Source organism: Aureispira anguillae, from assembly GCF_026000115.1.
GTDB lineage: Bacteria > Bacteroidota > Bacteroidia > Chitinophagales > Saprospiraceae > Aureispira > Aureispira anguillae.
The window spans coordinates 4,854,458-4,876,322 of sequence record NZ_AP026867.1; the positions used below are offsets into that span (position 1 = coordinate 4,854,458).

The 21,865-nt window shown below is 35.4% G+C and carries 18 protein-coding genes; 12 read left to right on the plus strand and 6 right to left on the minus strand.

The genetic code is table 11. The features are described from left to right. Window positions 1-3: 3 nt before the first annotated feature. From AsAng_RS19005 to AsAng_RS19025, 4 genes are all read right to left on the minus strand, one after another. Window positions 4-3,123 carry a glycosyltransferase gene (locus AsAng_RS19005; protein WP_264788675.1) on the minus strand — a complete coding sequence of 1,040 codons (3,120 nt, stop codon included), beginning with the start codon at window positions 3,121-3,123 and terminating at the stop codon, window positions 4-6. A 70-nt stretch (window positions 3,124-3,193) separates the two neighbouring features. After that, window positions 3,194-4,063, minus strand: coding sequence for a glycosyltransferase family 2 protein (locus AsAng_RS19010; RefSeq protein ID WP_264788676.1), 870 nt, complete (start codon window positions 4,061-4,063; stop codon window positions 3,194-3,196). A gap of 228 nt (window positions 4,064-4,291) precedes the next feature. After that, window positions 4,292-4,780 (minus strand): acyltransferase, encoded by a 489-nt coding sequence (locus AsAng_RS29960; protein WP_319993633.1) that lies wholly within the window; start codon window positions 4,778-4,780, stop codon window positions 4,292-4,294. 44 nt (window positions 4,781-4,824) lie between these two features. Beyond that, on the minus strand, window positions 4,825-5,859 hold the full coding sequence (locus tag AsAng_RS19025) for a Gfo/Idh/MocA family protein (protein ID WP_264788677.1): 1,035 nt from the start codon (window positions 5,857-5,859) through the stop codon (window positions 4,825-4,827). A gap of 836 nt (window positions 5,860-6,695) precedes the next feature. On the opposite strand from AsAng_RS19025, the gene AsAng_RS19030 reads away from it, so the two are divergent. The 6 genes from AsAng_RS19030 (at window position 6,696) to AsAng_RS19055 (ending at window position 15,665) form a co-directional block, all read left to right on the plus strand. Beyond that, entirely contained in the window at window positions 6,696-8,483 is a 1,788-nt protein-coding gene (locus AsAng_RS19030; RefSeq protein ID WP_264788678.1) for a DUF4836 family protein, read from the plus strand. Window positions 8,484-8,945: 462 nt separating this feature from the next. After that, a complete protein-coding gene (locus AsAng_RS19035; protein WP_264788679.1) occupies window positions 8,946-9,872 on the plus strand; it encodes a DUF58 domain-containing protein in 927 nt (308 codons plus the stop codon). A 72-nt stretch (window positions 9,873-9,944) separates the two neighbouring features. Then, entirely contained in the window at window positions 9,945-10,553 is a 609-nt protein-coding gene (locus tag AsAng_RS19040) for an FMN-binding negative transcriptional regulator (RefSeq protein ID WP_264788680.1), read from the plus strand. Between the two features lie 72 nt (window positions 10,554-10,625). After that, a complete protein-coding gene (locus AsAng_RS19045; RefSeq protein WP_264788681.1) occupies window positions 10,626-12,632 on the plus strand; it encodes an OmpA family protein in 2,007 nt (668 codons plus the stop codon). Between the two features lie 429 nt (window positions 12,633-13,061). Beyond that, complete coding sequence (locus AsAng_RS19050; RefSeq protein WP_264788682.1) at window positions 13,062-13,415, plus strand: hypothetical protein; 354 nt, start codon at window positions 13,062-13,064, stop codon at window positions 13,413-13,415. Window positions 13,416-13,745: 330 nt separating this feature from the next. Then, window positions 13,746-15,665, plus strand: coding sequence for a CBS domain-containing protein (locus AsAng_RS19055; protein ID WP_264788683.1), 1,920 nt, complete (start codon window positions 13,746-13,748; stop codon window positions 15,663-15,665). A gap of 63 nt (window positions 15,666-15,728) precedes the next feature. On the opposite strand, the gene AsAng_RS19060 is transcribed toward AsAng_RS19055, so the two are convergent. Continuing rightward, window positions 15,729-16,328, minus strand: coding sequence for a DUF937 domain-containing protein (locus AsAng_RS19060; protein ID WP_264788684.1), 600 nt, complete (start codon window positions 16,326-16,328; stop codon window positions 15,729-15,731). A 330-nt stretch (window positions 16,329-16,658) separates the two neighbouring features. Between AsAng_RS19060 and AsAng_RS19065 the strand changes: the two genes are divergently transcribed. From AsAng_RS19065 to AsAng_RS19090, 6 genes are all read left to right on the plus strand, one after another. Beyond that, entirely contained in the window at window positions 16,659-17,618 is a 960-nt protein-coding gene (locus AsAng_RS19065; protein WP_264788685.1) for a paraquat-inducible protein A, read from the plus strand. A gap of 304 nt (window positions 17,619-17,922) precedes the next feature. Continuing rightward, window positions 17,923-19,218 (plus strand): hypothetical protein, encoded by a 1,296-nt coding sequence (locus AsAng_RS19070; protein WP_264788686.1) that lies wholly within the window; start codon window positions 17,923-17,925, stop codon window positions 19,216-19,218. A 153-nt stretch (window positions 19,219-19,371) separates the two neighbouring features. Then, a complete protein-coding gene (locus AsAng_RS19075) occupies window positions 19,372-19,602 on the plus strand; it encodes a hypothetical protein (protein WP_264788687.1) in 231 nt (76 codons plus the stop codon). A 159-nt stretch (window positions 19,603-19,761) separates the two neighbouring features. Beyond that, window positions 19,762-20,019 (plus strand): hypothetical protein, encoded by a 258-nt coding sequence (locus AsAng_RS19080; protein WP_264788688.1) that lies wholly within the window; start codon window positions 19,762-19,764, stop codon window positions 20,017-20,019. Window positions 20,020-20,051: 32 nt separating this feature from the next. Next, complete coding sequence (locus tag AsAng_RS19085; protein WP_264788689.1) at window positions 20,052-20,744, plus strand: L,D-transpeptidase family protein; 693 nt, start codon at window positions 20,052-20,054, stop codon at window positions 20,742-20,744. Between the two features lie 68 nt (window positions 20,745-20,812). Next, on the plus strand, window positions 20,813-21,130 hold the full coding sequence (locus AsAng_RS19090; protein WP_264788690.1) for a YbjQ family protein: 318 nt from the start codon (window positions 20,813-20,815) through the stop codon (window positions 21,128-21,130). Window positions 21,131-21,335: 205 nt separating this feature from the next. Here the strand turns inward: AsAng_RS19090 and AsAng_RS19095 are convergent, their stop codons facing one another. Beyond that, window positions 21,336-21,761, minus strand: a complete 426-nt coding sequence (locus tag AsAng_RS19095) for a 6-pyruvoyl trahydropterin synthase family protein (RefSeq protein ID WP_264788691.1) — start codon at window positions 21,759-21,761, stop codon at window positions 21,336-21,338. Window positions 21,762-21,865: the final 104 nt, after the last annotated feature.

Below are 21,865 nucleotides of genomic sequence, written 5' to 3' on the forward strand. Positions count from 1 at the left end.
TTATTATTTCAATTTGCCTTCCCGCTTTAGTCGCTCTTTGCGGGCATTGATTCGTTGCTGTTGGTTAACTGCTTTATCATAATCTCTTTTCATCTTGACAGCAGGAGCATAATCAGGAAAAATTCTAAGGCAAGTATTCAGTTGGTTAATTGCTTCTTTCCATTTACCAGCAATTGATAATTTTTTGGCTGTAAAATAAGCCTTTATTGCATCATTTTTTAATTGTGTAGCCACTTGAATTCCCAAATCATATCCCTGAGCAGGTTTTCCACCATATTTGTCGAACAATTCCAACGCCTCAAGAGATTTAGACCAATTCTTTTCCATTGCATACAATCGAGCCAAATGAAAATGCCCAAAGACATATTTAATATTGGCTCCAGTAGCCTTTTCAAAAAACTGTTTACAAGCTTCATTATCTTTTGCAGCAGTTAATTGATAAATTCCCATCATACCTAAACTATTCGAATAGCTATCAGAATAAGCCAATAGGGTATCTAAAGCTGTTTTGGCACCAGGGTAGTCTCCTACCTGAAGTTTGTACTGTACCAATAATAGCAAAGCACTTTCATCTTTAGGATTATCTTTAATAATCTCATCTAAAATAGTAATTGCTTTGGCAGGATCCTTTGCTTTTAGTGCTGCTATCGCCTTGGGTCCTTTTTTATTAATTTCAGAGCGTTTGGTTACTGCCCAAATAGGAGTACCATCAATTTCTCTAACCTTTAGTTTCTCTGCACCTGGAGGCCACAAATCACTGGCAATAAATCCTCGATTAACAAAACGAGTTACGTACAAACCATAGTCCCAATTGCTTTTGACTCGTTCATGATAACGGGTATAAACTGGTTTTACATTCGGATAATCCAAAAAGTAATGTTTTACAGAAATAAATGCCTGTGTTGCCACTCTTATTTCTTTTCCTTCTTTGACTTCTGGCACATTGTCAATAATCCACTGACAAGCTTCTTTGGTTGAGTTCATCCAGTAGTCTGTCTCATAAGAGTTGTGCGCATTAGCCACTCCACCAAAAAATTCATTAAAATAAATATATTGATTAGGATGACTAATAACCATCCATCGAATGGGCGAGTAAAGCGTAAGAGCCAATAAAATTGTCCCTCCTATCGGAACCAGTTTAGATTTAAAACTATTCATCAACAAGACAATCGAATAGGCTGCCATAATGACGAGAATAGGATAAACAAACAAGAAATGGCGCATACCATCATATAAAGAAGAGCCTTTCAAAATTGCATAAAAGACAGGAAAAACACCAGTGAAAATCGTCATCAAAAACAGCCATCTATTTTTGGTATCTTTGACAACAGGTAGTGCAAACATCCCAGCTCCTATAAGAATAACAGCAGGTGTTGCAATCCCAAACCACTTAATGATATAATACCAAGGTAAAAAATCAGACCAATAATGTTCTCCATTCCAAATCATGCGAATACCCGTAGAAAAATTGGACATTTCTGCCAATGCTAATCTAGCTCCAGCAATTCCATTTTCGTTGGCAAAGGGCCAATACATCACCCCTCCTAAATAACCTAAACCAGTTATGAGCAATAAGAGTAATCCAATTTTGATGAGGTAGCCAAACTGTTTTAGATAAGGTTGAAGGGGTTTGTTTAATACAAAAGCTCCTCCTGTAAACAAAAACAAATAGGGAATTAATAAAATACCTCCTACACGAATATTAATGGTAATGGTTAGTCCCAGAATCAATCCAACTACAGATTGAAAGGAAGGTTTGGGCAACTTCCGAATGAAATTCATCATAAAGAGCAAGGACAACACATAACCAAAGGCAAAAGGAATATCTTTTGGGTTATTCATTGAATGACCAAAAATTCGAGGAGACAAAACAATAAATACTAAAGACCAAAAGGCAACTTGCCAACGTTGAGAAATAGATCGAGCCAACAAACCCGTGAAAATCATCAACAAAGCACCAACCAATGCATTAAACATGTGGCGCATTTCATAAACGTCCCATGTCGTAAAAACATACTTGTGCATCCAAGCCATTGTATAATCAAAAAGCCCACCATATAAGTACAAGTTCTTATAGGTCAATGCTTCGCCTTCAACGCCGTCTGACTCAAAATAATTTAAAACATGATCGCCATAAACCTTTTGCACCTGTTCGTCAGCTGTAATACCATAATCAAAACTCATATAGGGCATCAAAAAGAGCAATAGAATAGAAAGGGTAGCAAATAAAACTCTATAAACAGGGGCTTCTTTTGCCGAATTAAGTTGCTTTTTCTGAAAAGTTTCTTTAATCGAGTTGGTAAAAAAGAATCGAAATAAATTCAAGACAACAATCACCAAAGACACCATCCCCATTTTAAGACCATCAGACCAGACCGAAACCTTCGATTCTGCAACTTCTTTCCACTCAATAGGCATTTCAACGATCTCAATATTATACAATTTGGCATTGTGCAAGACTTCAACATCATGCGCCCACCCCTTTGTATGCATATTTTCGAACAACCACTTTCCTATCGTTTTAGGGTATAGCTTAAATCCACATTGTGTATCATAAATGCTTAGACCTGTCAAAAACTGTACTCCAAAATTAAACATTCGCCCCAATAACCTGCGGTCGTTTTTATCGGTATGGATGGTAGAACCTTTATGTTCTCTAGAAGCAATTAAGATCGTTTGATCATCAAATGTATTCCCCTCTAACGTTTTTAACCAACGCAACAAGCTGTCTGGTGACGCAGCCATATCAGCATCTAAGGTCAAAATATGATCTCCAGTAGCAACAGCTACTCCTCTTTTTAGTGCATTGCCTTTTCCAGCATTCTCCTTTACATCAACAATTTTATAATCAACATGCTCTGCGGTTTCTCCATCTGCATAAGTAGCATTCAACATGGATAAGGTATCATCACTACTACCATCATTGACAAAAACAACCTCATAAGGTAAGGTCCATCTTTGTTCAAAGCGTTGGAGTTCTTTGGTCATCAAATGAATTCGATCTACCTCATTATACAAAGGAATCACCAACGATAATTTCCCTTGATAGTTATTTTTAATAGACTTAGCTTGTTTTGAACTTTTGGCTTGTTTAGAATTTTTTTTCTTTTTATTAGTAGCCATAATACATTTATAGGTTTATACTCAATAATTTCAATATTCTCTTTCTAAGAATACAAATACATTTGGAGTGTTATAATCTTTTATTTTTATTTTTAAATCGCCTAAATACCAGAATTAAAATGGGTGTATCGATAATTGCTTGTTTAATAATTTTCCAAGAAGCCCCCTTACTCAGCCCTGTTTTTCGAGGCAAGTATTTGGATTCAATTTCTATTGGCTGATGCCCTAAGTAAATGAGTTTGCTGCAAATTTCTGATTCGACTAAAGAACTTCTAATCTCTAAATCCAATGCTTTTAGGGCTTGATTTTTATAAACTTTTACCCAATTTACATCTTTCATACTTAGCCCAATAAAAATACGATTTAACTTATTATTAAACCACGATAGAATATTTCTAGCCAAGCTATAAGTCATATTTTCTACTCTATAAAAAGCTAAAATAGACCGCTCAGGAATATTTTTATAAGGTATCAATTCATCCATATCAAATTGCCCATCACCAGGAACCATCACCACATTATCTCCCTTGGCAGAAGCATAGCCACTGTGCAACGCTTCTCCGATTCCTCGGTTAATAGTATGACAAATATATCTGATATTTTTATTTTTTTCATCCTTTAACATTTCTTGAATAACGGCATCAGAACCATCCGAGCTTCCATCATTCACCAATATAATTTCCCCTTTAGGGGTAGAAATTATTTGCAATGTATCTTGTACCTTTTGTACAACACGTTTAATATTACCTTCTTCATTATAACAAAGAATGATAATGGACCAACTTTGATTCGCAGTTTCAGACAATTTTAATACGCATTTAGTTAGATGTACAATCGTTTCTAAATTACCTCCAAATACAAAATAAGTCGATAAAAATCGTTTGGAAACAATCCATTCAGTATTCAGTACAAGATACTTTTTATGTTTTTTTAGACTCACTTTACTTAGCTGCGTTGCTAAGTAAGCGAGTGCGCTATCGCTTATGAGCTCCCTGTGGTCGGTTCATTACCATTCGTGAGTCAGCAAGCTGGGTTCTTTGTGGTGTTACCCTCATAAATCGGCTTATCAGAATGCAAACTTAGTGGATAAAAACTAAAATTCAATTTTCATCACTCCGTTTAAAAATCATATTAAACTGGTTATCAAAACAATTCAATGCAATATTTTTTACACATATCGTATAATCTTAGCAGGATTTCCTGCTACCACTGCATTGTTAGGAACATCTTTGGTTACAACTGCCCCTGCACCTACTAGAGCATTTTCACCAATGGTTACTCCACCCAAAATAGTAGCACTAGTTCCGATAGAAGCCCCTTTCTTTACCAATGTTTCTACCAGTTCCCAATCCTCTTCGGTCTGAGGGCTACCGTCTAAATTAGTAGCTCTAGGCAATAGATCATTGATAAAAGAAACATTATGCCCAACAAATACTTGATCTTCAATATGCACTCCTTCACAGATAAACGTATGGCTTGAGATTTTACAATTCTTTCCAATCGTCACCCCCTTTTGAATTTCTACAAAAGCTCCAATCTTAGAACCATCATCAATAGAACAACCATAAGCATTTACAAAATTAAATATTTTAACATTTTTGCCTACTTTCACATTGTTAAGTGCTTGTCGATCGCTATTGATTATCAAGTTTTCCATACGCATACTAAGATTTGAAGGAGGTACAACTCGTACAACATCCATTATAAATAATCTACTTTAACCTCTTTCCCTCCATTTTTGATAGAAATCTGTGAGGCTTCCAGCACTTTGATTACATTTATTCCAGAAATATAATCCGAGATAGGTCGGGTGTTATGCAAAATAGCCGCAATAAAATCAGCAGCCACCCCTGCCAAAGCTTCCTTCATTGGCACTTTGGGAATTTGTATATCCCCTACTCTATAATCTACCAAAACTTTGCGCTTATCTTCATCACTGCGTTTTTCTGTATAATGATAACTCGTATCGTATATACGAATCTTTTCGGTTGGTTCTGTATCGTCAAAAACAATCATTTTTCGATCTCCTCCAATCAAAAATTTACGAATCTTAACGGGTGATGTCCACGAACAATTAAAATGAGCAATCATATTACTCTCATAATTCATGGTAAGATAAGCAATATTTTCAATACCATTATTGGTATGAGAAACCCCAGTAGCTTGTACACTATATGGTTTTTCATCTGTCAAGTAATTGAGAATAGAAATATCGTGTGGTGCTAAATCCCAAAGTACATTTACATCCGATTGAAAAAGCCCTAAATTAATTCTAGTAGAATCAATATATTGCAGCTGTCCGATCATCCCTGTATCAACCAGTCTTTTGATTGCCTGCACCGCTCCTGTATACAAGAACGTATGATCAACCATAATTGTTAATCCCTTTTGTTCCGCTAAGTTGATTAAAATTGTTGCTTCTTTTGCTGTTGACACCATTGGTTTTTCTAACAAAACATGCTTACCTTCATTTAAGGCTTTTAGAGCCAACTCAAAGTGCGTAAATACAGGCGTTGCAATCACTACTGCATCAATTTCAGTACTGCAAATAGCTTCATTAGGAGATTGAGTTGTTTGTATGGAAGGGTACATCTTATTGACAAGATCCAATCGTTCTTTACGAAAATCTGCAACGTAAATTACTTCTGCATCCGCTTGGGCATTAAAATTTCTCACCATATTAGGTCCCCAATACCCAAATCCGATTACTGCTACTTTTACAGTGTTCTTAACCATTATAATTTTTACGAAGTATTCATTCAACGTGAACTAAAGCAATGATTCACGACTAAACTTATAAATTAACTAGATTAACCCAATAAAAGTATATTTTTCTACTGATTAGGCTTGATCAGGTAAAAATAGAACCTTTTCTGTATTTATTGACAAATCCTCTCTAAAATTAAAGTCATATTTTGTAGCAAAAAAAATTATTGATCGGCTTAGGACAAAACAAAACGCTCTTTAGCCTTTTTGTCCCTCGCAAAATAATCAAGGAATCTTTTAATTGATTTAGGTAGATTGGAACGCTTATTTCGTCTGAAATAAGGCAATACTTATAGAACAAAGAATTTTGAATTGAACTATAATTAGCCTAATTTTGTACTTTATATAAAGTATTTTCGTACCGATAAAAAAGTTGATGAAAGGCACTAAAAAAGAAATTTATACGAACAATCCTAGTCTAGCTAATCACATAGAATATTTAACTTATAGCACAACGTGGATATTCGATGTTCGGTCGCTACTGGACTCGTAAGCCAGTAAACTGAATGCAGTCATGAGAATAGTTTGTGGTCATGCGTCTGTGAGGTCTCTAAGCACAAAAAACTATTCACCAAAAGTCTTTCCCTTCACCCAAACAACTATCCCCTCTTATTATCAACCCAAAGCAATTTTTTGCCAATGCTTATACCAATACAACAAATGACCTAACGTAAAAAAATCAAATAGATGAAACGATTGCTTTCTATTCATCATAAAAGATAAATCAACCATCATACATATATACACTAACCAACAAAATTATAACACAAATTATGAAAAGTATTTCCACCCTAATTGTACTCTTTATGGCTACACAACTTTTAGTTGCTCAAAAAAAGTCTATGCAACAATTTATTGCTAAAGATAAGGCTGCTTTTATTCTCAACTTATCTCCATACAAAACCTACAACAAATTAGATACTGCCACCACCAACAAGTACAATATTAGCGAAATGCTTGCTCCTATGTTGCTCAAAATGGCAGGCGGGGATGCATCTGAGAGCAATTTACAACAAATACAAGAGGACTTAGAGGACACTCAAAAGATAGGATTAAACATCCAAAAAGATGTTTACATTTGGGCACAGCGACCTGAAAACCCTACGGATGAAATCTATGAAAACGATCCTAATGTTCTATTTGCCAATATTGTTGTTCCTATTACAGATGGTGCCAAATTTAGAACGTTCTTAGACAATCTATTTGGAAAGGAAAAAACCAAAGTGATGATTCCTACTGGAAATGCATTGAGCATGCTCCACAATAAGTTGTTACTAAACTGGAGTAAAGAGCGTTTAATTATTGCTTTTTCTACTAGTGAACAAAGCTTTTTTGAAGAAACAGAAGAGTATGAAGCACGTACCAAACGCATGTTATTGGAACATGCCAAAGCGTTGGGGAGCCTTGAAGCAAGTAATTCTATAGCCCAAGATTCTGATTACCAAAAACACTTGAATAAAGATGCTGATTTTGACGTTTGGATGGATTATGCCAACATTATGCCTCCATTAGATCAATTGCCAATGCAAGCAAGAGACTTAATGGGATCTTTGTTTGAGTTTGTTGGCGGAATGAAATTGGGGGGCAATGGATTTATCAAAAATGGAGAAGCTGAGTTTTTGACCAAAGTTTATGCAAACGAAGCAATGGCTCGTGTTTTATCAAAATCTTATAATGTAAAAGTTAACAAAGATTTCTTCAAATATTTAGACAATTCCAACCTAATGGGGATGTATAGTTTTGCTATGAATCCAAAAGGTTTCATGGATGCTTATAGCTCGGAATTATACACCATTTTGAAAGAAAGTAGAGAGGGTACCTTAATCACTAATTTGTTGGATATTATTGACATTTTTATTGATGAGGATGAAATCTATACCTTATTCAAAGGTGATCTATTATTGGCTTTAACGGATGTAAAAGTGATTGATCGAAAATCTTCGGATTTTGAGTACAACGAAGAAACAGATAAATGGGAAGAAATCACTACAACTGAAAAAGACGTTATTCCTATGGCAACAATGATGTTATCTTATGGCAATAAGGAAAACATTATGAAATTTATTGACTTAGGTGCCAATGCAGGGCTTCTTTCTAAAAGAGCAGATGGTGTTTGGGCTATTGGCGGCGTAAAAGAAGAGCTTGGTTTTGATGTTTTTGTGGTGGTTCACAATGGCATTTTGATGTTTACAAACGACGAGAACATCACTAAAAACCTAAATGGTATCGCCAAAAACAAACAGCTTTCTGGCAAAACCGTGAAAGAAATTACCAGCTATGTTCAATATGGTTTTATGGATGCGGACAAAATGGTTCAAACTGCCAAAAAAACATTTGAACAAATGGACCAAAAAGTACCTAGAGAGTTGGCTCATATCGAAAAGACATTCAAACGTCTTGAATTTAAAACCTTTGCTCCTCAGGGTAACGAAATGAAATCAGATTTTCGTTTGCAACTAAAAGATCCCAATGCAAACGTACTTCAGACAATGGTTGATGGTATCCTAAAAATTGCCAAACAAGAAATGGGACGCAAGCACCAGATGGAAGACCAAGAGATTGAAGAGGAGGAAGAAGGGACTAAAAAACTATAGTCCTATCAATAAATCGCTAATGGGTCATTTCCTATTTTCAAGTTAAGTTACCAATAAAGGTACTTCGATAGCTCGAAAATGGGGAATGACCTATTTTTTTAGTGCTTTAACAAAATCACAACGAAACAATTCTACAAATAATCGTATTATAGCAGCATACTTTGTAAGTTTATTGGATATTAAAATTTGTAACGTTTTTTCTATTGATATTTCGCTAATTTAACTACGTTGCTTCTTACGAGTTTTTAGTTCGCTATGCTCATTAGGTAGTTAACAAAAACATAAAAAAGCAGCTTGTATTAATTTATTGCATGAGCCTTGCTACTCACTCTGTTTGTGAGATTGTAAGCTCTGCCTGGGTTTCTAGCGGAGTACTGTTCTATAAAATTGACTAAATAATCGTTAGTCTTGCTACTATCAAACAGAGGCATGGAACTAACCAAGAGAGTAAAGTAATCATAAATGAGTATCTTAAAAGAGTTTGATGTTCGCCAAACAGGAAATTTAGAGTTGTTGGCAAAACAAGTAGTAGAGGGTTTTATTATTGGATTGCACAAAAGTCCTTTTCATGGTTTTTCGGTAGAATTTGCTGAACATAGAATCTACAACCCTGGTGATTCCATCAAAAATATTGACTGGAAAGTCTTTGCTCGAACCGATCGTTTGTACACCAAACAATACGAAGAAGAAACCAACCTACGTTGTCAAATTGTCATCGACACCTCTTCTTCCATGTATTTTCCTGAAGCTCCCCAAAAAGGTACTCCTTATGTCAACAAATTAGCATTTAGCACGCTAGCTGCTGCTACCTTGATGAATTTGCTCAAAAAACAACGGGATGCCTTTGGCTTAAGTACATTTGCAGATGATTTGGACAAACATACTAAAGCTAAATCAAGTACCCGTCATTACAATTTGATTATGGCGCATCTAGATCAATTGCTAGATAATCCTACTCGAAATAATACAACCTCTATTGCTAAATCATTACACAAAATTGCAGAAGCTACCCACAAACGTTCTTTGGTCGTCATATTTAGCGATATGTTTGAACAAACGGATAAAAGTGAACAACTGTTCTCTGCTTTACAGCATCTAAAATACAACAAGCATGAAGTTATTCTATTTCATGTGGTGGACAAACGTTATGAACTCGATTTTGAGTTTGAAAACCGTCCTTATGTATTTATTGATATAGAAACAGGTGAAAAAGTCCGTGTTCAGTCCAATCAAGTCAAGGATTTTTATATTGATCAAGTCCAAAAATATAAGAAAAAGCTTCAGATCAAATGCTTGCAATACAAAATAGATTTTGTTGAAGCAGACATTAACGAAGGGTTTAGACAAGTGCTTCTCCCTTACTTAGTTAAACGCCATAAAATGATGTAAGAAACTAATTGGCAATCGTATATTGGAAGAATAAATGCGAACTAGAGAGCGTATCAGTCCTTATTTTTAGATATGTATATACCATCCAAATTCAAACTAGAAGACGAAGCTCAAATAAGAGCCTATATCCGTCAATATCCTTTTGCTACCTTAATTACTTCATCCAATAACCATCCTATTGCTACTCACCTTCCGTTTATATTGGAACAGGAAGGAGATCAATGGTATTTGCTAGGGCATATGGCCAAAGCAAATCCTCAGTGGCAGTTATTAGAAGAAACTCAGCCGCTTGTTATTTTTCAAGAACCCCATGCTTACATTTCACCTAGTTTTTATGAAAAGGAGGAAAATGTACCTACTTGGAATTATATTGCTGTTCATGTATATGGTCAAGCAGAACTATTACCAACAAATAACCAAGCTATTGCCGTTTTAGAAAAAACAATCGAAGTATTCGAAAAAGATTTCCAAGTCCAATGGAAAAAATTAGACGATGCTTATAAAAAACGATTGTTGAAAGGAATGGTTGCCTTTCGAATTGAGATAAAAACCTTAGAGGGCAAAGAAAAACTCAGCCAGAACAAAACGGAACAAGAACGGCAAACTATTTCAGATGGTTTATTGCAATCTAATGATAGTTCGGCACAACAGTTGGGGGAAATTATGAAAAACAAATTATAAATTAAGGATTGTAAATTATATGCAATAGATTTTTTATTCTATTCATCATTTAGAATTCATAATCATAAATAAATGAAGCAATTTATAATAGGATTCGTCGCTATTTTTATAGTCAACATTACAGCTTGTACTTATACAGAACGCATCAAAGATGGTAAAACCGCTTATGCTCGCAAACAGTTTCAGGTTGCTATTCCAATGCTAAAAGAAGAATTTGACAAAGCCAAGGATATACAAGTAAAAGGCGAAACAGCTTATATGCTTGGAGAGTCTTATCGACGGACCCATCAAACGCAAGCAGCAGCAGATTGGTACAAAAGAGCCCAAACGCAACGCTATGGAAAAGATACTGACCTTAAGCATGCTCGTATGTTGCAACAACTACAAGATTATGACGAAGCTCGGCGTGCTTTTCAAAATGCAGGTCGTTATGCTGGTGATGTTAGACTTTATCAAGAAGAAATGATTGCTTGCCAAAAAGCCAAGCAATGGTTGGCAGATTCAGACAAAAATCTCTATCAGGTTCAATCCTTAGCCACCAATAATGAAGCAACTGATTTTAGCCCTGTTCTTTATGAAGCCCATCAATTATTGATTACTTCTGATCGTGCACAAAGTGAAGGTAAAGAAAACTATAAATGGACTGGAGAGAAATTTTTTGACCTTTATCTTTTAGATACAAAAGCTGAAACCGTAGAACGTTTTGAAGCTCCCTTCAACCAATCTTTTCATCAAGGGGCTTTGTGTTTTAGTGCCGATAAAAATATGGTGTTTTTTACACAGTGTGGCAGTGAAGAAAAAATTGCTGTAGATTATTGCCAAATCATGTTTAGTAGAAAAAACAGCAGTGGTTGGTCTGCTCCCCAAGCTATTGATCTGGGTGACAATGCCAATAACTACATTCACCCTACCCTTTCTGACGATGGAAAAATGCTTGTCTTTGCCTGTAACAAGGCAGAAGGATTTGGCGGCTATGATTTATATTATTCCATCAAAATAGGTGATGACGATGAAGCAAAATGGTCTGAACCTCTAAATATGGGCAACAAAATCAATTCCGATGGCAATGAGGTCTTTCCCTTTCTGAACAACGATACCCTCTACTTTTCTTCTGATGGTCATATTGGTATGGGAGGCTTAGATATTTTTAAAGTAACAAAAGCTGCCCATAAGTGGCAAAATCCTATCAATTTAGAAGCTCCTATCAATTCTGGTGGAGATGATTTTGGTTTTATTATTGATTTTTTAAATCCCTTGGCTCCTGATATGGTTCAACAAGGTTATTTTAGTTCCAACAGAATAGGAGGAAAAGGAAGTGATGATATTTACCAATTTCAGCAACAACTTCCTCCTCCAGCGGATACCCCTGCCCTAGTTGATAGCCCAACAATCCTTTTGGCTATTAATCTGAATGGTTTGGTAAAGGAAAAGGTATTCAAAGAAAAGGGAAATCCCAACAGTGGTGTTGCTTCTTATGCTAATTTGATGGGTGCCTCTATTCAAGTTAACACCTTAGATACGGCTTTTACCGTTGGCTCAGATGTTGATGGGACGTTTTATCTTCAATTAGATACCGCAACCGATTATTCATTCAAAGCTACTAAACCTGGCTATTTTACGCAACTCATCACCCTTACAACCAAAGGTATTGTACTCAATGAAGCTCATCCAGACACTACTTTAAGTGTAGAACTAATTATGGAGAAAATATTTACCAATCAAGAAATTGTGTTGGAGAACATATACTATGACTTGGATAAGCACTTTATTCGAGAAGATGCCAAACCTACTTTAAATGCTTTGGTTACAATCTTAAAACGTAATCCTACGATAAACATTCAACTTTCATCTCATACAGATTGTCAAGGAAAAACAAGTTATAACGAAAAATTATCTCAACGACGAGCCGATGCCGCTGTTCAATACCTTATCCAAAATGGTATTAATCCAGATCGATTAACGTCCAAAGGTTATGGCGAAAGTTCTCTTGCTATTAATTGTAAATGTTCTGACTGCTCTGATGAGGAACATCAACAAAACCGTCGAACAACATTTTTGGTATTGGATGAAAAAGAATAAATAAAATACCCCCTCCCTTCTTGTACCAATCTAATGTCCATTTTTAAATTTATTCATTATAAATTTAAAAATGGACATTAATCGTTTGGCTCCATTGGCACTTTTTATCAAAAACACAAAAAAACACTACGTATTAAACTGATTATCAACAAGATAAATAAAAATAAGCAACAAACACAACTTATTGACAATCAATCGAATACAGTTTAACCACAAAGAAATAAAGCCTAATCAGCACTTTTTTTTCACCAATTCTGTCTTAGTCTCTAAATTTATATCCTTTATATTTCAGTTATTACAGATTAGTTTTTAGCTTTAGTAAGCTGTAAAATTTACAACTATTTATTAAACTAAGAACTTTACATAACAAAATACAGCTGCCTGATGCTCAAAAATTGTATTGTTCAGGACAAGTACTAAAGGGCAAAAATGAACAATATAGACGTATATGGTTTTGAAATAAAACGCAATAACAAAGTGATCTGCCGTGCAGGACTGGAAGGAAATGCTGTTATTACATGTATTGCAGATGTTATCCGAAGATCGGGAAGCAAGGAACAAGAATTGCATTTTAATGTTACAGGCTTAGATTCTAAAACTAGAGAGCACCTAAGGTGGAACCAAGAAACATTACGATTAGGAGACAAAATTACAATAGAAGTAATATCTAGCCCTTTTGATCCCCCTATAGAAATTTGTCCTCCTGAATCTGAAGCATCAATTATAGAACAAAAAATAAAAGCTTACAATAGGTTAAAAGAGGAACTTAGGGACTATCTTTAAACACTATCCGTTATCAATTTTATTCTGAGAACAATCAACAAAAAATAAATTTCATTTAACATAGAAGTTGTTTAATTATAGAAAACTCACGATCAAAACACCCTATTTTTAGACAATTTCGTAAAAAAACAAAACAGAGTTACCAGACATCATTGCAATTATTTTTACAATAAATTTTTTATCTGTCTAAAAACACCTCTATCCTATCGCCAAAACAGATAAATAATTCATTCATCTAATGTTTTATTCCATCATTAGTAGTTGTACTACATATTGTCAATATGTCCATCAGACAAATCCTCTATTCGAACGACCTAAAAAATACTACAAATGGGAGAAGAACGCGTTAAATTAGCTTCGTCTCAAGGAAAAGACGAAATGCGAAACTTTGTACGTCAATTACTTAATGACGTTGAAGCATTTGAATTTATGCTTGAAAACAATTGGTTTGAAGATGATATTAAATGTATCGGGGCGGAGCAAGAGATGTGCTTGATTAACAAGCACTACAAACCAGCTTACAAAGCAATGGATATCCTAAAAGATTTTCACCCAGAGTGGTTAACAACAGAATTGGCAAAATTTAACCTTGAGCTTAATTTGAGTCCACAAGTGTTTGAAGGAAATGCATTGAGTAAAATGGAGGCAGAGCTTAGAAACTATCTGTCTCAGGTAAGCGAAGTTGCCGCCAAGCATGACACAAGAATCTTATTAACAGGCATTCTGCCTTCACTACGAAAATTTGATCTTAGCTTAGACCAACTAACCCCTAAACCACGCTATCATGCCCTTATGACAGCATTAAAAACGCTGAGAGGCTCTGACTATGAGCTTAGATTAAGTGGGATTGATGAATTAAATATTTTGCACGACTCTCCACTACTGGAGGCTTGCAATACTAGTTTTCAGGTACATTTACAGGTTGCACCTCAAAACTTTGTCAAGATGTACAATATTGCTCAAGCCATTACAGGACCAACTTTGGCACTTTGTACCAACTCTCCAATCTTATTTGGCAAGCGTTTGTGGCATGAAACCCGCATTGCCTTATTTGCCCAATCTATTGACAATAGAAAAACAAAGGATCATTTACGCCACAAAAGCGCAAGGGTTAATTTTGGCAACAAATGGTTAGACAAATCTATTTTAGAAATTTACAAAGAAGATATTCTAAGATATAGAATCTTGCTAGGGGCTGAAATTGAAAAGAATTCACTGGAAGCTATCCAAGCTGGCAAAGCACCCAAATTACAGGCTTTGCAGGTACATAACGGAACAGTCTATCGTTGGAATCGTCCCTGTTATGGAATCAGCCCTAATGGCAAACCACACCTGAGAATTGAAAATAGAGTCTTGGGAGCTGGACCAACCGTTTTAGATGAAATGGCGAATACAGCTTTTTGGCTGGGCACAATGGAAGGTATTGCAGATCAGTTTGACGACATTCGTAAATACATGAGTTTTGATGATGCCCGTGATAATTTCATGAAGGGGGCTCGTGCTGGAATGGATTGTAAATTTACTTGGCTCAACAATCAAAAAATATCTGCTCGTGATTTAACCAAAGAGGTACTTTTACCGATTGCTCGTCATGGACTACAAAAGTACAATATCGACTCTTCTGATATTGATCGTTATCTAGGTATCATAGAGGAACGAGCCAAGCGCCACATGAATGGTTCTAGATGGATTTTACAGGCTTACACCCAATTTCAGAAAGAAACGCATAGTGATGAGAGTTTGACTTCTTTGACGGCTGCTATTTATAACAACCAAAAACAAAGCAAACCTGCGCATGAATGGCCATTGCCAAAACTTGATGAGTTTCATCAATATGATCCTTCGCAGTTATTGGTAGAGGAATTTATGACCACAGATATTTTCACCTTACAACGAGATGATTTATTAGAGTTTGCTTCTTCTTTAATGGACTGGGGAGATATTTCTTCGATGCCTGTTGAGGATGAAAAAGGCAATTTGATTGGGCTAATTACCTCTAAGCAAATTTTAAAATTCTTTGCCCATAAAGGAAAAGACAATCAGGATACAACAGTAGGCGACATTATGTATACTGAACCTCGTACCGTAACGCAACAAATGCGTATTGTAGAAGTTATTAAATTAATGAAAGAGCATAACCTAAAAGTACTTCCCGTAGTAAAAGGGAAAGAATTGATTGGTGTAATCTCTGAACGTAACTTTGTCAATATGTCTAGACGCTTAATCCAAGGTATGAATTCCGAAGCCTAAAAAAATATGAGCAATGGATTTGTACAAATCCATTGCTCATTATCATTAAGTAAGTAGAATTGCTTATTTACCAAACATTCCTCCTAACATCCCTCCTATGTCATCCATAATATTGCCATCTCCATCGCTATCTAGCATCGACATAAGACCACTCAATTGATTATTACTTTGAGGTTGTTGCTGACCACCCAAAAACTGAGTAATACTTGAAGCATCAAATCCTTGTTTTTGTTTGGCTTGTCCCAACATTCCCATAACCATTGGTGCAATGGTTTGCATCATTGACTGAGTTGCATCAGGGCTCATATTATTCATTTTGCTCAAACCTTGAACAATTCCTTGCTCTTTGTTTCCCAACATGTGCTTCAAAATTCCACTACCATTGGTAGCTCTTTCGCTCACATTCTCAGTTGGACCAGGGCTCAAAAAACTCATCAAATTATCCATGATTCCACCATCATGATCATTGTCTAATGCTTTATTAAGAGCTTCGGCTCCCTGAGGAGTAGCTGCATTTTTGCTAACAGCTCCCATCAAAGTCGAAAAGATATTTTGAGCAGCTTGAGAAGTTTGTTGTTCGTTTCCGCCTAAACCCACTTTTTGAGCTATTTGATTTACTACAGCTCCTGTCATTTGTTGCTGAAACATATTCATTAAATCCATAATCGTATAGTTTTTAGTTCTATAATTTAATTGGTGTTCCTAATATCTTATTTTTGAGAATCAATTAGGGGGTCATTTTTGCCAAAAAAGTCAATATTCTTGCCAAAGTAAATTCTACTAACTCCAAAACAAGTGGGTTGGTTGATTGAAGTTAAGCAAAAAGTTGTGTCTAAAAAAGAAGTTTCGCTATTTTTAATTGATTCGTTTTTATCAACTTATACCAATTTTTATTTTCTAACCACATAAAAATAGCGCTAACTTAGCCACTAAAAAAAGAATTGCAACGTTTTAAGTTTTTTAATTTATTAACCACTAAATCAGCTTATCCTTATGCCCAAAAAAACGATTCCTATCTTAATCAGTCTTATTTTCTTAATCGTCAGTTTTATTCTGAGTAGTTTTTTAATTCAGGAAAACGCCGTTTACAAAAAGGCTAAAGAACAACTTGCAGCAGAATTAAGTTACAAAAATAGGTTCTTTAATCCAGAGGAATGGGAGCCCCTAGAAGAACATAATGCCGACGGATTTAATTATAAAGATGGTCAAATAGACGTCAATTTATATTTTGGCAGCTCTGATAAACAGAAAGAAAAACACAACGAACTAACAACAACCATTCAAACAGCAGAACGTGCCATTCAATGGAGGGTCTTTGGTCTTTTAATTAGCCTACTAATTTATTCATTAATTATGAGTGCTATCTATATTTACAAGAAACCTCCTATGGTTGTACTCATCACATTATTATCGCTCTCCATTATTTGTTTGTATACAGGCTTGTTCACACCTATGTTAGAAATTGGAGCCATTGAACGAGATTTAGATTTGGGAACAATTCCCATTCAAAAAAATGTGTTAGGTTTTACCATTGATTTAACCGTACAAAAGAAGTTTGAAGGAGACATTTACTTTTATTATCAAAGCAAATCCATTGCTCAATTAATTCAGTTGCTATTTAATCAAAATAACTTCTTAGTTGGATTTAGCATTTTATTGTTTAGTGTGATCTTCCCATTGCTCAAAACTTGCTTGATGGTTTATTTTGTATTTCGCCCTCAAATTGAAGCCAAGAAATGGTTTAAAAATATTGTTCTTAATCTCAGCAAATGGTCAATGGCCGATGTTTTTGTGGTTGCTATTTTTCTAGGTTTTTTAGCCTTCGGCAACTTACAAGCAGGTGTCGGTACTTATAGTAATATATCAATTGGTCTCTATTTCTTTTTTGCCTATTGTATGCTTTCAATTATCAGTTCTATGCTGGTAAAAATGCCAACCGAAGAAACGTTTTAACTTAATGCACAAAAAATAGGTCTAAATTTTGAAGATCATGGTACAATGATTTTAATGCTTGTTAGAATTGTAGAAATCCACTGTATGCTACTTGGTTTAGAAGTATCTAGCACTTTTGTAAGCTTCTTACTAGATTTATTCATTTTTTTAGCTGATGTGTGTTTTGTGAATTTTAAAATCTTTATTTTTGTATACACAACCTGAGATACACAACTTAAATCATCATTTCTTAAATTAGTAGTACATTGATTTCCTTAGTAAGAATCAACAAGCATTTTTTCTACTCCATTAAATATAAACAAGCATGAATTTCAAAAATCTACGGTATACTTTTTTACTATTGAGCCTTCCTTTTTTATTAGCAGCCCAAGAAGGTAATTGTGTTATTTTTGCAACAGATGGTACTGCATTTCATTTAGGGCTGGACAATAAGTTTCAGAATAAAGATGCCAATACCAATGTAAAAATCACAGACATTCCAGAAGGAGATTATTGGGTTACGATACTTTTTAAAGATGCTAACCGAAAGGCATTTAAATCTAATATTAGAGTATTGGGCAACAAAGAAACATCCTATATGATAGAGGCAGATGGTCGTTCGTGGAAACTAAAACAGTATAGCTCTGTGGCTAAAGAACAGGTACAAACCCTCAACACCAAACAAACCGTTTTGGCATACAATCAAACAGGGGTTGAGGTGAATGGGCTTAAAAGTGCCAATGATATGACCGAAGATATGGTCGAAACGGCTACAGAAATTAGTCGTGTGCATGGCACCCGTAATGATGATCCTGAAAGCAAACGAGCTGGAAAATTTAGTGGTTCTGCTAGCGATTTGCAAGATGGAGCCACAGCAACAACTGCCCCTACTAATCCTGCTCCTCAACCTGAACAAAAAGAAGGTACAACCATTATTAACAAATACATTGAAACGACCAATGCGGATGGAACCAAAAGTATTGTAGAAGAAAAAACAACATTGATTAAAGAAATTGTGGTTCGCAATGGGCAACGTCAAATGAAAACAAAACGTAGCGTTACCCACACCCCTACTGATTTTAATTGTCTACCAATGGAAAAAGAGGCATTTATTGCTCTAAAAGAAACAATAAGCCAAACAGCAACGGATAAACGTTTGGATGTAGCTACCAATGGTGTCAAAAATCAATGCATGACTCCCAACCAAATCAAAAGTATTGGGGATCTTATTCTTGGCGATGTTGATCGAAATACCTTTGCCATTGCTGCTCAACCTGTTTGTGCCAATCCCAAAAAGTTTCCTTATACAATTTCTGATCCCGTTAGTATAGCTAAAGAAACTCAAGCTGTAGAAGATGTCGTAGAAGATGCTATTGAGGAAAATCCAGTTGTTGATACTCCTCCTGTTAACGAGCAGGTCACCAAAGAAAAAACTAAAGCGGAGTTAAAGGCAGAACTAAAAGCACTGAAGCAAAAACAAAAGGCTGAAAAGGCTGCCGCTAAAGCCAAGGCAAAAGCTGAAAAAGCTGCTGCTAAAGCCAAGGCTAAGGCTGAAAAAGCCGCTGCCAAGGCTGCTGCTAAAAAGAAAAAAGAGGCTGAAAAAGCGGCTAAGAAAAAATAGTTGTTTTGCTTTTTCTCTCCTTAAACCTTCAATTCTTATTTAGAAAGAATTGAAGGTTTTTTTTGTCTTTTTATTAAAAAGTATGCGCTCAGGGAACTAATTATCAACATTCAGCAGTTGTATAGTAAAACAATCAAACAAAATAGCTTTACTATGATAATTATAAATTTCACAAGACCAGCGATCATAGCGTATCAGATGAAACCTAAAAATGAAACGCTACGTCAAGAGAAGCTAAATTATCTTACGGGGAATCCTCCAAAGGAAAAAATAGACACTCTTCCAATGGAAAATCGTCCCCAAAAACAAGATTCCCTTTCTATAGCATCCCTGATGGTGCTTTTGGGAGTAGCACTCTTGTTTGTTTTTGTATTTTTTAATTAATAGTTCGGTATTTTTTGATTTTTAGGCATTTGTAGAAAAACACTTTACTCCATCAACACCTATAAATCAACCTAATAAGTTTTTTTCACCGAACTAATGTTAATTAGGGCTTGACAAAAGACCTATATTTTATTTTTTAACTTTAAACTTATATCAATTATGTTAGGAGGGCAAGGATCAGTGATGTTAAAAATAGCAACTCAAGGTAGAAATAGTAGACACAGTATTTTTGACGACAATGAGCATTCTAGAGGATACCAAAAAAAATTTCGTCTAAAGAAAATTTCTTTGCGTCAAAAAAAAGCTGTTGCTTCTAAAATCAAACGCCTCAAAGAAGATGAGGTAATTAGATATAAAATTTTGGCTGGTTGCTTTTTTGTCTTTGCGATTGTACTCCTGCTCATTACAGTCATTTAAACAAGCAGTACTCGTCTACCAATCATTGCCTTATGAAACGTCTAAATGCTTTATGTTTTCTTTTTTTATTTTTGGGAAGTTGCGGAATATCGTCCGCTCCCCAAAGCCACCAAGCACCTCCTTTGCGTTTATTAGAACAACATCAACTAGATGCTAAAAACTTTGAATTATTCTTACGAGCCTTCAAGAAGGAAAAAGTGCTAGAATTGTGGGCTAAAAATAAAAGCGCTACCCAGTTCAAAAAGATTCGAACCTATGATTTTTGTACTACTTCTGGAAACTTAGGTCCCAAACGAAAAGAGGGCGACTTACAGATTCCAGAAGGTTGTTACTGGATTGATCGTTTTAATCCCAACAGTGCCTTCCATTTGTCCTTAGGCATCAATTATCCTAATGCTTCGGATCGCATACTGGGGCATCCTCAACAACCAGGTAGTGATATATTTATACATGGTGGCTGCGCTAGTGTGGGTTGCATCCCGATTACCAATTCAAAAATAGAAGAATTGTATGCGCTTGCCTCAATGGCTAAAGAATTAGGGCAATCCAATATTCAAGTACATATTTTTCCTTCTAAAGAAATAGAGGAATTAGCTTCAAAAGCAACGCCATCAAGCATTTTTTGGAAAAATTTAGTCCCTATTTTTAATTATTTTGAAACACACCAACAATTACCTAACCTTAAAATTCAGTCCAATGGCCAATACTCCATTGTAAACAAATAGGTCAATCATTGGAATAGCACTTTCATCGAATATTTATCATTCATCATCCTTAAACAAACTTCTCAATTATGTTCATTACAACCACAGAATCAATACCAGATCAAGAAATTGTTACCATTTTAGGAATTGCTAGAGGCAGTACAGTCCGTTCTAGAAATGTCGGACGAGATTTCCTCGCTGGACTAAAAAGTATTATTGGTGGTGAAATAGAAGAATATACCAAATTGCAAGCTCAGGCGAGAGAACAAGCGCTACAACGAATGGAAGAGGATGCTAAAAGATTGGGAGCCGACGCCGTTATCAATGTTCGTTTGACAACTGCAACGGTTATGCAAGGTGCTTCTGAAATTTTGGCTTATGGTACCGCTGTAAAACTAAAACGCTAATGATTGAACTACTGTTTTTTTCGATTTATGCTTTCATCGCTCTCCTATCAATCGTCTTACTCATTTATTTGTTTTTTAGACGCATAAAAATAAAACAAGAAGAAGATTTTGGCGATCGACAAAACTAAACAGAAATAGAGCAATAAGGACAATTCTATCTAAGGTTTCCTATTGCTCTATTTATACTTAGTCAATACTAAATAGTCTAAAAATCTTCTTCGCCATAGTATTCAGCCCAAATATTGCGTGTTTCATAAAGCTTGATGCAATGCATTCTGCAATTCGAATCCAAATGCGGCTCTATTTGCTTCCAAATATAATAGGCTAAATTTTCAGTTGTTGGAGGAGTTCCCGCTGGCAAAAAATTAGGATCTACATTTAAATTACTATGATCCAAAATATCACAAACTTCCGTTTTGATAATTTTGCTCAATTTTTTGGCATCCATAATAAACCCTGTAACAGGATCTGGTTTTCCCTTAATGGTCACCATTAGATCATAATTGTGCCCGTGGAAATTTTTATTGGCACATTTGCCAAATACTCTAAAGTTTTTTTCCTCAGACCACTCATGTACCCACAATTGATGGGCGGCATTAAAACTCTCTCTACGAGTTAGATAAATAATCATTCATTCAACGTTTTGTACCTAAAAGTTAGCCTTTTTATCCGCTAACTAAGACTGGAAAATAGCCAATTGGTAATGACGTAATATATTTCTTTGTGGTTGTTCAA